This window comes from Methylocystis sp., assembly GCF_051062815.1.
Classification (GTDB): Bacteria; Pseudomonadota; Alphaproteobacteria; order Rhizobiales; family Beijerinckiaceae; genus Methylocystis.
In genome coordinates this window covers 130769-143934 of record NZ_JBPFDU010000070.1, presented here as the reverse complement: position 1 = coordinate 143934, position 13166 = coordinate 130769, and the positions used below count along the sequence as shown (strand labels likewise).

General features: G+C 64.8%; 14 protein-coding genes, 1 tRNA gene, 1 rRNA gene and 1 riboswitch. Of the genes, 5 read left to right on the top strand and 11 right to left on the bottom strand.

Annotated features, from left to right (window positions below):
• Positions 1-333: ribosomal RNA gene (locus ACR65W_RS11705) — 16S ribosomal RNA — on the bottom strand; the annotation flags it as partial.
• A 697-nt stretch (positions 334-1030) separates the two neighbouring features.
• On the opposite strand from ACR65W_RS11705, the gene ACR65W_RS11700 reads away from it, so the two are divergent.
• Entirely contained in the window at positions 1031-3046 is a 2016-nt protein-coding gene (locus ACR65W_RS11700; protein WP_434499030.1) for a M23 family metallopeptidase, read from the top strand.
• Positions 3047-3101: 55 nt separating this feature from the next.
• Here the strand turns inward: ACR65W_RS11700 and ACR65W_RS11695 are convergent, their stop codons facing one another.
• Complete coding sequence (locus ACR65W_RS11695; protein WP_434499029.1) at positions 3102-3368, bottom strand: phosphopantetheine-binding protein; 267 nt, start codon at positions 3366-3368, stop codon at positions 3102-3104.
• Positions 3369-3542: 174 nt separating this feature from the next.
• On the opposite strand from ACR65W_RS11695, the gene ACR65W_RS11690 reads away from it, so the two are divergent.
• On the top strand, positions 3543-3740 hold the full coding sequence (locus ACR65W_RS11690) for a type II toxin-antitoxin system VapB family antitoxin (RefSeq protein ID WP_196391946.1): 198 nt from the start codon (positions 3543-3545) through the stop codon (positions 3738-3740).
• A complete protein-coding gene (locus ACR65W_RS11685; RefSeq protein ID WP_434499028.1) occupies positions 3737-4099 on the top strand; it encodes a type II toxin-antitoxin system VapC family toxin in 363 nt (120 codons plus the stop codon). The genes ACR65W_RS11690 and ACR65W_RS11685 overlap by 4 nt, the downstream gene beginning before the upstream one ends.
• On the opposite strand, the gene gluQRS is transcribed toward ACR65W_RS11685, so the two are convergent.
• On the bottom strand, positions 4094-4945 hold the full coding sequence (gene gluQRS / locus ACR65W_RS11680) for a tRNA glutamyl-Q(34) synthetase GluQRS (RefSeq protein WP_434499027.1): 852 nt from the start codon (positions 4943-4945) through the stop codon (positions 4094-4096). The genes ACR65W_RS11685 and gluQRS overlap by 6 nt on opposite strands.
• A 125-nt stretch (positions 4946-5070) precedes the next feature.
• Here gluQRS and ACR65W_RS11675 point away from each other — a divergent pair, with 125 nt between their 5' ends.
• Complete coding sequence (locus ACR65W_RS11675; protein WP_434499026.1) at positions 5071-6189, top strand: helix-turn-helix transcriptional regulator; 1119 nt, start codon at positions 5071-5073, stop codon at positions 6187-6189.
• A gap of 7 nt (positions 6190-6196) precedes the next feature.
• Here the strand turns inward: ACR65W_RS11675 and cmk are convergent, their stop codons facing one another.
• From cmk to ACR65W_RS11650, 5 genes are all read right to left on the bottom strand, one after another.
• Positions 6197-6823 (bottom strand): (d)CMP kinase, encoded by a 627-nt coding sequence (gene cmk, locus ACR65W_RS11670; RefSeq protein WP_434499025.1) that lies wholly within the window; start codon positions 6821-6823, stop codon positions 6197-6199.
• Entirely contained in the window at positions 6820-8166 is a 1347-nt protein-coding gene (gene aroA, locus ACR65W_RS11665) for a 3-phosphoshikimate 1-carboxyvinyltransferase (RefSeq protein WP_434499024.1), read from the bottom strand. Before aroA ends, cmk begins: the two co-directional genes overlap by 4 nt.
• Positions 8167-8280: 114 nt before the next feature.
• Positions 8281-8355, bottom strand: a tRNA-Gly gene (locus tag ACR65W_RS11660).
• A 276-nt stretch (positions 8356-8631) separates the two neighbouring features.
• The gene (locus ACR65W_RS11655) at positions 8632-9633 is read right to left on the bottom strand and encodes a c-type cytochrome (RefSeq protein ID WP_434499023.1); all 1002 of its coding nucleotides are present in this window, start codon (positions 9631-9633) and stop codon (positions 8632-8634) included.
• Between the two features lie 4 nt (positions 9634-9637).
• Entirely contained in the window at positions 9638-10738 is a 1101-nt protein-coding gene (locus tag ACR65W_RS11650) for a 2'-deoxycytidine 5'-triphosphate deaminase (protein WP_434499022.1), read from the bottom strand.
• Positions 10739-10838: 100 nt separating this feature from the next.
• Positions 10839-10917: riboswitch (SAM riboswitch) on the top strand.
• 75 nt (positions 10918-10992) lie between these two features.
• On the opposite strand from ACR65W_RS11650, the gene ACR65W_RS11645 reads away from it, so the two are divergent.
• Positions 10993-12198 (top strand): O-succinylhomoserine sulfhydrylase, encoded by a 1206-nt coding sequence (locus ACR65W_RS11645; RefSeq protein WP_434499021.1) that lies wholly within the window; start codon positions 10993-10995, stop codon positions 12196-12198.
• A 9-nt stretch (positions 12199-12207) separates the two neighbouring features.
• Here the strand turns inward: ACR65W_RS11645 and ACR65W_RS11640 are convergent, their stop codons facing one another.
• The 3 genes from ACR65W_RS11640 to ACR65W_RS11630 form a co-directional block, all read right to left on the bottom strand.
• The gene (locus tag ACR65W_RS11640) at positions 12208-12339 is read right to left on the bottom strand and encodes a hypothetical protein (protein ID WP_281432875.1); all 132 of its coding nucleotides are present in this window, start codon (positions 12337-12339) and stop codon (positions 12208-12210) included.
• Positions 12340-12455: 116 nt separating this feature from the next.
• Positions 12456-12863 carry a hypothetical protein gene (locus ACR65W_RS11635; RefSeq protein WP_434499020.1) on the bottom strand — a complete coding sequence of 136 codons (408 nt, stop codon included), beginning with the start codon at positions 12861-12863 and terminating at the stop codon, positions 12456-12458.
• 4 nt (positions 12864-12867) lie between these two features.
• Positions 12868-13092, bottom strand: coding sequence for a hypothetical protein (locus ACR65W_RS11630; protein ID WP_434499019.1), 225 nt, complete (start codon positions 13090-13092; stop codon positions 12868-12870).
• Between the last annotated feature and the right edge of the window lie 74 nt (positions 13093-13166).

Genomic DNA, 13166 nt, shown 5'->3' with positions numbered 1-13166 from the left:
ATTCCCCACTGCTGCCTCCCGTAGGAGTCTGGGCCGTGTCTCAGTCCCAGTGTGGCTGATCATCCTCTCAGACCAGCTACCGATCGTCGCCTTGGTGAGCTTTTACCTCACCAACTAGCTAATCGGACGCGGGCCGATCCTTCGGCGATAAATCTTTCTGCTCTCGCACGTATCCGGTATTAGCCCAAGTTTCCCTGGGTTATTCCAGACCGAAGGGTACGTTCCCACGCGTTACTCACCCGTCTGCCACTCCCTATTGCTAGGGCGTTCGACTTGCATGTGTTAGGCCTGCCGCCAGCGTTCGTTCTGAGCCAGGATCAAACTCTCAAGTTTGAGATTTGATACTGACTGATCACATTTTTACTCTTGACGAGTCCCAAGCACACTTGCCTTCTCGTCTCACGACGATGAAAACAATGGTGTACTTAGAAAACGTGACCGTCAGAGTGTCTCATCGACCGCTCTCCGAGGAGAAGCGGTCCGCAAGGACCTCCGCCGTCCACGTTTCTCTTTCTTCCGATTTGATTGTCAAACAGCGTATTCTGAGACGAAAAGCTTGCGCTTTTCGCAGGTATTCTGAGGCGAAAGCTTGCGCTTTCCGGCGACACGTCTTCGTCCCGACCAATCAGCCGGGTGGCTGGTTACTTCCGACAGACGAAGAAGCGACACCGTCCGCTGCTCGTTGGCAGCGCCGCCGTCGATGGACTGGTATATATTCGGCTCCCTACCGGGTGTCAACTCGCTTCTAAAAAAACTTTACAATTTCGTCGTGCCGACGCGTGAACCACTGATTTAACAGGGGTTAGGCGGTGGACAATCCCTTTTGGCTGCGCCGCAATAGAGCCATAAAGCCAGGGCTTCGTCCTAAGTGTCGGTTTGACGAACTGATCGGGATATTTGAGCATCCTCCGCCAAGTTAAAGGCGCGGGGAGAAAAGGGCCGGTCGGCGCAGGCGTCGGCGGCGGGCGTGGGAAAGCCGGCCGCTGCGGCTCTCCCCAGACCGATAACTGAAACGCAACGGTTAGGTTGAATGGTATTGCAGATGACTGGCCGCCTCGTCCCAACGACGCAAGGCGGCGCCGACTGGTTGGGCGACGAACCCGCGATCGAGGTCGATGGTCGTCGCCACACGCCGGACGACAGACGACGCGTCTCCACGCGCTGGCTCTCCGGCACGGTGCTGACGGGGCTTTCTGGCGCGCTGCTGATCAGCGCGGCCGCCTATACGGCGCTTGACCAACAGACGCGCTTCGCAGAAGCGCCGACCCGCGCGCAGACGGCGCGCGGCGCCGACGCCGATGAGCAGCAGAGCGTCAATCCCAAGAAGGGCGACCGGCTGATGCGCGCGGTCGACGTGGTCGCGGCCAAGCAGACCTTTCGCGCCGCGACCACCTCGCGCGTTGGCGACAAGGAGGTCGTGCGCAACCGCGCCTTCACGCGGGTCGCCGCGACTCTGGCGCTCGCGCCGTCGAGCTTTGCAGGGGAAGTGCCTGCCTATAATCCGCTCAAGCTGATGACCGACGCCCGCGCCCCCGAAAACGCCGCCGAGGCCGATCTTGCCCCAGATCTGGCGGAAGTCTCGTTCGAGACACGGGACCTCGCCGCCGTGCCGGTGACGGCTCAGAGCGCCCAATTGACGCTCGCCGAAGCGCAGGCGCAGGTGATCGAGCAGGTCAAATCCAGCCTCGCCGCCGGAACGCAAGCGGCGGCGCTGCCCCTGCCCGGCCAGATGCTGCTCACGCGCACGAGCCGGGCGGCGATCGACCCTCTCGCACTCGCCTATGCGACGCCAGGCGGATCGCTGACGCCCTTCTCCGGAATCGAAGTGCGCATGGTGGCGGAAAACGTCACCGTCGCGCCGCGCGATACGCTGCAGCCGACACAGATGGAAGAGAAGCTTGTCGTCGTGAAGCGAGGACAGACGCTCGCCGACGTGTTGGACAGCGTGGACGTGCCCAAAGGCCGGGCCGCCGCAGTCGCCGCCGCCTTCAAGAACAAGCGCGGCGATCCGGTGCGCGAAGGCCAGCGCGTCAAACTGCTCTTCGCCGACTTCGACGGCTCGGGCAAGAACATGCAGCTGGCCCGCATGTCGGTTTACAACGATGAAACGATCGAATCGGTCGTCGCTGCGACCGACAGGGGCGCGTTCATGCAGACGCCGACGGCGACCACGTCGCTCGCCAAAAATGGCCGGTCGAAGTCGCGCAATGAGGTCGAGGAAGATGAAGGCGCGATGCGCCTCTATGATTCCCTTTACGAAACCGCGCTCAAGCAGCAAATTCCGCGGCCGATCATCAATGAGCTCGTGCGGGTTTTCGCAAATGACGCCGATCTGCAGCGGGGGGTTTCCGGCGGCGATACGTTCGACGTCTTCTATGACGAAGCGGAGGACGGCGCGAGCGTCGGTCGCGACGCGCTGCTCTATGCGTCGCTGACGACCCGTAACGAGACCTATCGCTATTACCGCTTTTTTACCCCCGACGACGGGCTGCTCGACTACTACGACGAGAACGGCCGCTCGAGCCGCAAATTCCTTGTGCGCAAGCCGATCGCCATCGGCGAAACGCGCTCTGGCTTCGGCATGCGCCGCCATCCGATCCTCGGCTATTACAAGATGCACACGGGCGTCGACTGGGCGGCGCCGATCGGCACGCCGATTCTCGCGGCCGGCAATGGCACGGTCATCAAGGCGCAGTGGGATTCGGGCTATGGACGGCGCGTTGAGATCCAGCACGCCAACGGCTACATCACCACCTACAATCACATGTCGGGCTTTGCGCGCAGCGTGAAGGAAGGCATACGGGTCAAGCAGGGCCAGGTGATCGGCTTCCTGGGCTCGACCGGATTGTCGACTGGACCGCACCTTCACTATGAGGTGATGGTCAATGGCCATTTCGTCGATCCGATGCGCGTCAAGCTGGCGCGCACGCGCGAGATCGAGGGCCGGCTTCTCGCGGAATTCAGGAAAGAGCGCGATCGCATTGATTCGCTGATGGCGAAGGCGCCGAACAACAGCGCCAAAGTGGCGACTCGTCAGGCCCGGTAAGCTTCGATCTCTAGTTGTCGCCTCCAGGTGGTTGGGCGGCCCGAATCGACCTCTCTTAAGCCGCCTGGAGCCATTCGTAGGCGGGCGCGAACTGGGCGGCGCGAACGCCCCGGATAATATTCTCTATCGTCGCCATCGTCCGGCGATTGAGCGAGTCGCGCGGGAATTCGACGCGAAAGTCGCGCTCGATCGCGAGCAGCAGGCGGATCGCCGTATAGGGCGTCATTCCCAATTCATAGAGATTGGCGCGCGGCGTCAGATGGCTCGCCGGGATGCAGATCTGGGCTTCCTGATCAATCAGGCTTTGGATGGTCTCGAACATTTCGCTCTCCCTTGCCGCTTCGCAATTCGATGATCCAAGGCTATCGGGAGCCCGAGAAAATGTTCGTGCGCCGACACACACGGAGAACCGCAGGGGAATCGGGTGAAGGGCGGCATCGGCATTGTTGCCGGCATCAAATGATGCTATTTCTGTGCTTCTCAGTTGGGAGCACGCATGCGCACGACAATCGCGCTCGACGATGAGCTCGTGGCCAAGGCCCAGGATTTCACTGGACTTACGGAAAAATCGGCGCTGATCCGCGAAGCGCTCAAGGCGCTTATCGAGCGAGAAAGCGCACGAAGGCTGGCGCGTCTCGGGGGCTCGGAACCACAACTTCAAGACATTCCCCGACGGCGATCGACCCCGAAGTGATTCTCGTCGACACATCGATATGGGTTGACCACTTCCGCCAAACGAATGTTCGGCTCGCCGCTTTGCTGAACAACAGCGAAGCATTGACGCACAGCTTCGTTATCGGCGAGCTCGCGCTTGGCAATATGGCCAACAGAAACACCCTGCTGTCGCTGTTGCGCAATCTTCCGAGGGCGCCGCTTGCCGACAATGACGAAGTCCTGGAGTTGATTGACCGGCGCGCGTTGCATGGCGCGGGCATCGGATATGTCGACGCCCATCTGATCGCAGCAACGCTGCTCGCCGCGCCGGCGTCGCTTTGGACAGGGGACAAACGACTGCAATCCGCCGCTGCGCGCATCGGAATCTCGGTTCTATAGGCCGACGCGCCGGCGCACGTCGGCTGGCGTCCAGCCCTCCGCGCGCAGCGCCCGCAGCGCCGTCGAAGCGACGCTCTTCGCAAGCTTCTCGCCGTTCTCGTCCAGAACGAGGCCGTGATGCCGATAATCCGGCGCCGGCAGGTCGAGCAGGCGTTGCAGCAGTCGATGCAGGCTCGTCGCTTCCAACAGATCCTTGCCGCGCACGACGTCCGTCACGCCCTGCAGCGCGTCGTCGATGACGACGGCGATATGATAGCTCGCCGGCGTATCCTTGCGCGCGAGGACGACGTCGCCCCATTCCGCCGGATCGGCGACAATGTCGCCGGCGTCAAATTCGCGCCACGAGAGCCCCTGCCCCGCCAGAGCGGCCGCCTTACGCATGTCGAGCCGCAGCGCGACGCCGCGCTGCGTTAGGACCTCGCGCGCCGCACGTCGCGGCTTGTCGCGGCAGGTTCCAGGGTAAAGCGGCGAGCCGTCGGGGTCGCGCGGCCAGCCCGGCGTGCCAGCCGCAAGGCGCGCGATGTCGGAGCGCTTGCAGTCGCAGGCGTAAATGAGCCCCATCGCGTCCAGGCGCTCGAGCGCACGGGCATAGTCTCCGAAATGCTCGGACTGGCGGCGGACCGGCCGCTCCCAATCGAGCCCGAGCCAAGCGAGATCTTCATAGATCGCCGCCTCGAATTCGGCGCGGGCGCGGCCTGTATCGATGTCCTCGATGCGCAACAGCAGGCGCCCTCCGCATTGGCGCGCGAGATCGAAATTCAAAAGCGCCGAATAGGCGTGGCCAAGATGCAAATAGCCGTTGGGCGACGGCGCGAAGCGGAAGACGCGGTGTTCCTTGGACGTCATTAGCCTACTTGGCGGGCGGCGGCGTACCCGCCGGATCGACTGCGGGCGTTCCGGCGCCAGTGGACGAGCGCCGAGGCTTGCTTCAAAATGGTGAGATTAAATTCTTTTAGCTGTTGGATTTAGACATGCCAGATTTCGAATCGCTCGTCGATGACATTTACCAAGCCGCCGCCGACCCTGATTGCTGGCCGCGCATCATGCATGACATCGGCAAGGTTGCGGAAGCCGCCGGCGGGGTTCTCGTCGCCCGTCGGGCGGACGCATGGCTCGGATGGCGCTGCTCAGGCGCTCTCGAAAAGGGAGCCGACGCATTCTTCAGCAGCGGCGGTCTGCAGCGAAGCCAGGTGCTCGGCAAGCTGCTTGCCTTCAATCGCGCCGGCTTCGTCTCCGATCAGGAAGGCTTTAGCGAAGAGGAATATGCGGAGGAGCCGGTCATCAAGGAGTGGTGCGCGCCCAACGGCATTCATCATTGCGCGGCGACCGCGGTGCCTATGCTCAATGGCGATCTCGTGATGTTTCAGGTCAAGCGCCGAAAGGGAGATTCGCCTTTCGGCCCCGCGGAACTGGACCGCCTCGACGCGCTGCGCCCGCATCTCGCCCGCGCCGGTCTGCTCGCCGCCCGTTGGCGACTTGAGAGATTACGATCGGCGACCGAGGCGCTCGCGACCCTCGGCATTCCAGCGGCGATACTGGATGTCGACGGTCGCGTGCTTGCAGCCAATGGGCTGATCGAAGATCTCTCGTCGCATCATGTCTGGCTGCCGCGCGACCGCATCGCGCTGATTGAGCCCGCCGCCGACAAATTGCTGCGGAACGCCATCGCCGATCTCGGCAATCCTGCCGCAGCCTCGGTACGGTCCTTTCCCTCGAAAGGAACTGGCGAGCGACCGGTGGTGATGCATCTGATCCCCGTCACCGGCAATGCGCGCGATCTTTTTGGCGGCGGATTGGGCGTGCTGACGATCACGCATCTTACGCGGCCAGCGGCGTTGGACGCGGCGCTGGTGCAAAGCCTCTTCGATCTGACGCCGACCGAGGCGCGCGTCGCGGGGAGTCTCGCCGAGGGGCTGACGCTCGACCAGATCGCGGAACGTCACAAGGTGAAGTTGAGCACCATCCGCAGCCAGGTGAAATCGGTCTTCGCGAAAACCGGCGCGAACAGGCAATCCCAGATTGTCGCGCTGCTGGCGGCGCAGCCAAAAATTTGGCGCCCGCCGATCGAACTCGAACAATCCCAGATGTAAGTACAGTTCAGCGCCGAGCCTCGGCGATCGCAAGCGCGGCCGCGAAAGCCTCCTCGATGTCGAGGTCTGTCGTGTCGAGCGTCGCCGCGTCAGCGGCCGCCTTTAGCGGCGCCGCGCTGCGGGCGCTGTCGCGGGCGTCGCGCTTCTTCACGTCTTCGAGAATGGCGGCGTAGTCGGCGTCTTCGCCGGCGCGCGCAAGCTCCAGGGCGCGGCGGGTGGCGCGCGTCTCCGGCGCGGCGGTGACGAAAATCTTCACTTTCGCGTCGGGACAGATCACCGTGCCGATGTCGCGGCCGTCAAGGACGGCGCCTTCCGGCCGCGCCGCGAAGCCGCGCTGCATGTCGATGAGCGCCGCGCGAACCGCCGGCATGGCGGCGACGACGGACGCCGCCTCGCCCATGTCGCGGGCGCGCAGCCGCTTTTCGTCGAAGTCGGTGAGCGACAGGCTGCGCGCGGCGGCGACCGCCGCTTCGACGTCGTCGAGCGGCAGCCCCTCCTCCAGCAGCGCGCAGGCCGTCGCTCGGTAGAGCAAGCCGGTGTCGAGATGCGGCAAGCCGTAATGCGCCGCAAGACGTCGCGCCAGCGTGCCCTTCCCCGACGCCGCGGGGCCGTCAATCGCGATGACAAAGCTCACGAGAATCGCGCTCCGAGTCGCTCCATCAGCGGGCGAAACGCCGGAAAGCTTGTCGCGATCATCGTCTCGTCGTCGACCGTGACTTTCTTCTCGGCGGCGAGACCCATGACCAGAAAGCTCATCGCGATGCGATGATCGAGATGCGTCTCGACCATGCCGCCGCCGGCGACCCTGCCGCCGCGCACGATCAAGTCGTCATCGATGATCTCGCAGTCGACGCCATTGGCTTTGAGGCCGGCGGCGACCGCCTCGAGACGATCCGATTCCTTCACCCGCAATTCGGAAAGCCCGCGCATCCGCGTCTCGCCTTGTGCAAAAGACGCCGCGACGGCGAGGATCGGATATTCGTCGATCATTGAAGGCGCCCGCGCCGCCGGCACGTCGACGCCGGCAAGATGCGAGTAGCGCGCGCGAATGTCGGCGACCTCTTCGCCGCCCTCCTCGCGCCTGTTCTCGAAGGCGACGTCGGCGCCCATTTCCTGCAGCGTCGTCAGCAGACCGCTGCGCAGCGGATTGGTCATGACGGCTTCGATGACGATGTCCGAACCCTCGACGATCAGCGCGGCGACGAGCGGAAAAGCGGCCGATGACGGATCGGCGGGAACCCGCACCTCGCGCGCGACCATTTCCGGGCGCCCTTCGAGGGTAATCTTGCGGCCATGCGGGCCACGAGGCTCGCTCACGACCGTCGCGCCGAAATGCGCGAGCATTTTTTCGGTGTGATCGCGCGACGCCTCGGCCTCGATCACCGTCGTTTGGCCGGGCGAATTCAGCCCGCAGAGCAGCACCGCGGATTTGATCTGCGCCGAGGCGACGGGCGTCTTATATTCGACCGGCAAGGGCTCGCTCGATCCTTGCAGCACCAGCGGCAGGCGGCCGCCCTCGGCCTGCTCCAGAACCTGGGCGCCCTGCAGCGCCAAAGGATCGAGAATGCGCTTCATCGGGCGTTTCCGCAGCGAGGCGTCGCCGTCGAAGCGCGCGAGGATCGGGTGGCCGGCGACGACGCCCATCATCAGCCGCGAGCCAGTGCCGGCATTGCCGAAATCGAGGGTCTCGGTGGGCTGCAGCAGCGAGCCGAGCCCGGCGCCCCAGACGCTCCAGCGCCCGTCCGCATGGCGCAGGATCTTCGCGCCAAGCTGGCGGCAGGCCTGCGCCGTGCGCAGCACGTCCTCGCCTTCGAGAAGCCCTTCGATCTTCGTCTCGCCGATGGCGAGCAGGCCGAAGATCAGCGCGCGATGCGACACCGATTTATCGCCCGGCGGGCGCACGCGGCCCGACAGCGGCCCGGATCTATGGGCGCTGAGCGGCGCGGCGGGAGCGTGAGCATGGGCGGCGTGCGGCATAGTCGCTTTCGGTCGAGCGCGATTCAATCGCCATCCGCTTCGCACTTTTGGCGACGATGCTCAACAGGCGGCGGGAGACGGCGACCGGCGGATTTTTCTCGCGTCGCGCTGGATTGGAGCGGGCGATGGGAATCGAACCCACGACATTCAGCTTGGGAAGCTGACGTTCTACCTCTGAACTACGCCCGCGCGCTCCCTTGTGTAACGCGGGAGGCCGCTCGTTTCAACGGAGCAGCGAACTTGTCCGGGTGAGGCGTGAAAATGGCTTCCTCCTCCTGCCGGAGGCGCGTCTCGAAGGACGAGGAAAGCCCTTCTGGCGCAAATTTTACCTCACCCTCGTGCTTCGAGACGGCTCCTCCCCAAGTCGCGCTTGCGTGACTTGGGCATTTAGGTTGCGATCTCGGAAACATCCGAGATCGATTGCCTCCTCAGCATGAGGGTGAGGTAAAAGCATTCCGCCCCGCATCACTTCACGTTCGGATTCTTCACCTCGCCCTTCTGCTTCTCGATCTCTTTCAGCTTCGCGCGGATCGGCCCATAAGGCCCAAACTTGTGCTGCTCCTCGGAGAAGCCGTCCGCATAGGGGCCGTAGGGCGCGTCGATCGGCTTTTGCAGAAGGTCGGGAAAATCTTTTTCCAGCCCGGCGCGATGCGGCCTCGGCCTCGAGATCATCAGCGCCGCGACGTCCCAGGCCTCTTCCGGGGAGAGCCGCGGATGCAGATAATCGACGCCGTCCGGCATGTTGGAATGAATGAAAGTCGCCGCCGTGATCAGCCGCGCCATGCCGGCGCCGTCGTTGAAACTGTCCGCGCCCCAGAGCGGCGGAAAAGCGTAGCCGGCGCCAAGGCCTGGCAGGCTGTTCTGCACGCCGGCGCCGTCGACGTTGTGGCAGCCGATGCAGCGCGCCTGATAAATATCGCGCCCGCGCATCGGATCGGCGGCGCGGTCAAGCTCCGGCACGGTCCCCGCGCCGAGGCCCGAGAGCTTCTCCCCCTTGCGCACGCCGGTCGAGAGAAACTGAATATAGGCGACGATGGCGCGCATCGGCGCGGACGAAACCGGCAAAGGGCGGCCGTTCATGCTGCGCGTCATGCAGGAATTGATGCGCTCTTGCAGCGTGATCTGCGCGCCCGCGCGCGCGCTATAGGCGGGGAAATCCTCGGCGAGGCCAAAAATCGGCAGGCCGAATTTCTTCACGCCGGCGTCGAGATGGCAATTGCCGCAGGCGAGATTGTTGCCGGCATAGCGCTGCGCGGGGTCGGGCATGTCCGGCCCGATATGGGAATAGGTCGCGGTGATGAGATCGCGCCCGTGGCGGATCAGCCGGCTATGCGCGTCATAAGGCAGCGCGTCGACTTGCGGAACCGACCAGAATTTCGCGCTCGACGCGCCGAGTTCTTCCGCGGCGACGGAAGACCCGAGCGCCAAGAGCGCGAAGAGCGCGCCGCCAGTAAGCGCCTTGCGCATAAGATCACTCCGCCATGAAATGTTTCGAGAGCTTGAGCCCCTGCCCCTGATAATTCGACACGCCGCTCTGGCCGTAAAGCGCCTTTGGGGTTTCGGCCATGCGTTCATAGACGAGGCGGCCAATGAACTGGCCGTCTTCGAGGATGAAGGGCACTTCGCGCGAGCGCACTTCGAGGACGGCGCGGGCCCCCGGCCGCCCGTCCGGCCCGGCCCCGAAGCCGGGATCAAAGAAGCCAGCGTAATGCACCCGGAACTCGCCGATCGCCGCGTCCATCGGCGCCATTTCGGCGGCGAGATCGGGCGGAATCGCGAGGCGCTCATGCGAGGCGAGGATGTAGAAATCGCCCGGATCGAGAATGAGCCTTCCGTCGCGCGACGGCAGACGGTCCCAGTAATCGTCGATGTGATAGGCGCCGATCCGATCGACGTCGATCACGTCGGTGTGCTTTTGCGCGCGATAGCCGATGATTCCTCCGAACGCGTCCGCGTCGAGCGCAACGCGCAGCACGACGCCGTCGCGCAAATTGAGCGGCCCGTCGACGAGCGGCGATGTGCGATGCAGTTCGGCGAGCGCCGCGTCGCCGAGCGTCCCGCCCTGCGATTCGCTCTGTGCATGCGCGCGAAAACGCAGTTGGTTCAATCGCGTGCCCGTGCGGACGCGCACCGAAAAGCTGCGCGGCGACACTTCGGCGTAGAGCGGGCCGTGATATCCGGGGGCGACCTCGTCGAAGCGGTCGCCGCGATCCGTGATCAGCCGCGTGAAGATATCGAGGCGCCCCGTCGAGCTTTTCGGATTGGCGGCGCCGAGGACAGCGTCGCCGAGCGCCAGGCTTTCCAGAAGCGGCACGACATAGAAGCAGCCGCGCTCCAGCACGGCGCCGTCCCCTGCAAGCGACATCTCGTCATATTTGAGCGCGGAGAGGAGCTCGTCGACGCCGCGCCGCTTTCCCGGCAGAAAACTGGCGCGCACGCGATAGGCCTTGGGGCCGAGCCGCAGATCCAGACTGGCCGGCTGAATCTGCCCATGCGCCAAGGGCGCGGCGAGGCGGATCTGACCGGCCTCGGCCATCGCCTGAATCTGCCGGCTCGAAAGCACGCCGCCCATTCGTCTATCGCCCCGTCGCCTTTCCTTGCGCTGGCATAAGCGCCAAATCGCGTCGCCTTTCAAGCCGAGGCTGTTGACAGCTTAGGTCCCTCTGGCCTCTATAAGCGCACGTGGTTATTTGAGCCGGCCGGCTTGCCGCCACGAAAAACAACGCGCTAAAAGGCCGGGTCTCCCTAAGGAAGCCCGCTTTTTGCGTAGCAGCGCCGTTCGGCGCGCATCAACGAATGGCGCGGCTTCGCGCCGAGGGAGAACCAATGTCCGCCGACGCCCCGCCCCGCAGGCCGCTGAAACCCGCGACGCAACTCGTGCATGGCGGGACGCAGCGCTCTTCCTTCGGAGAATTGTCGGAGGCGCTCTATCTCACGCAGAGCTTCGCCTATCCGACGATGGAGGCGGCCGAGGCGCGCTTCAAGGGCGACGAGCCGGGCTTCATCTATTCGCGCTTCTCGAACCCGACCGTGGCGATGTTCGAGCAGCGCATGTGCCTTCTGGAGGGTACGGAAGCGGCCCGCGCCACGGCGAGCGGCATGGCGGCGGTGACCGCGAGCCTGCTCGCGCAGCTCAAAGCCGGCGACCATGTGGTTTCGGCGCGCGCGCTGTTCGGCTCCTGCCTCTATGTCGTCGAGGATTTGCTGCCGCGATTGGGAATCGCTTCGACGCTCGTCAACGGCGCCGAACTCGAACAATGGAAGGCGGCCGTCCGTCCTGAGACGAAGCTCTTCTTCCTGGAAAGCCCGACCAATCCCGGACTGGAGGTCTATGACCTCAAGGCGATCGCCGACATCGCGCATGAGGCCGGCGCGAAGCTCGTGGTCGACAATGTCTTCGCCACGCCGCTCTTGCAAAAGCCCTTCGACTTCGGCGCCGACGTCGTCGTCTATTCCGCGACCAAGCACATCGACGGGCAAGGCCGATGTCTTGGCGGCGTGATTTTGGCCTCGCAGGCGCTGATCGAAGAGAGCGTCCACAATTTCCTGCGCCAGACCGGGCCGGCGATGTCGCCGTTCAACGCCTGGGTGATGCTCAAGGGATTGGAGACATTGCCGCTGCGCGTCGCGCAGCAGACCGCGAGCGCGGCCAAAATCGCCGACTTTCTGGCCGAGGAGAAGGCCGTCGGTCGCGTCCTCTACCCATTCCGCGCCGATCACCCGCAGGCCGATCTGGCGCGCCGCCAAATGTCGGGCGGCGGCACGCTGGTGAGCTTCGATATGGCGGGCGGCAAGGCCGCAGCGTTCCGCCTCGCCAATGCGCTGGATGTGATCAAGATTTCCAACAATCTCGGCGACGCCAAGAGCCTCATCACCCATCCGGCGACGACGACCCATCAGCGGCTGACGCCGGAAGCGCGCGCGTCGCTCGGCATCGGCGACGGCCTGCTGCGCCTGTCGGTCGGCCTCGAGGACGCCGACGATCTCGTCGACGATCTCGCGCGCGGGCTGTGGGCCGCCGCGCGCGCCTGAGCTTTACGGCTACGCGCCGGGCCGCCTCTTGCGGCGGGCGGGAATTTTCGCCTCCTGCATCGCGCATTCGGCGACGAAGTAGGACACGGCGAGTATGGCGCAAAGCGTCTCAAGCACGACGCCCGTGATCAGTTCGTTCATCAGCATGCCCTTTGGAAAGCAATCGCGGCGGAATGGTGAAAGTCGAAGCGGCGGCCCGCGGCGGCGGCGGGAGAAGAGAGTGAACGCCGACGCAGGCCGTTTCGCGACGCAGCGCTTTAGGCCTCCGGCGGCGCGCGCGGGCGATGCGCCGGGCTGGGACGGGGCGTCGGCGCGACGCAGTCCGCCACCGTCCGCGCGAGCTTGAAGCTCGGGACGGGCGTCGCGCCGATCGGGCCGGGCCGCGCCGCGAGAGGCGCAAGACCGCTGCAAAACGCCTGACAGAGGATACAGGCGGAGCGATCGTCTTTGGGGCCCAGCCGCCCCGCAAGCGCGCCGGGTTGGGAGGCCCCCGGCGCGAAACAGATAAAGAGTTGAGCGATGAGACGCCCCCCGACGCCCGACTCGGCGACGCCGCGCGCGAGCGGCGCGACGGCCCAGAGCGACGCCGCCAAGAACAGCAGAATCGCGCCAAACCGCGCACGCGCGCGACGCAGCGAAGCGAGCCGGAACGCCGACGGCGACATCGGTTCAGGTCGCGTCTGTCAAAGGCCGCGAGAATCTCGCGCGGCGTTCGAGGTCGATAAGGCGAATGACGCGCTGGTCATTTCCACGCCACAGAGGCGTCGGCACGATGGCGGCGAGCGCCGCCATGCCGGGCGCGTATCCCTGCGCGCGTTCCCGCTCGATCAGAGATTCAAGCGTCGCGCCGGCGACGACGCTTTCCCGGCCGCTCGGTTTGCGTTTACGAAACATGGGCTTACTCCCGATCCGCCGCTTTGACGCGGCGTTGTCCTTGAGCTGCGCCCGATGCTGCGCGCGCCCGGAGT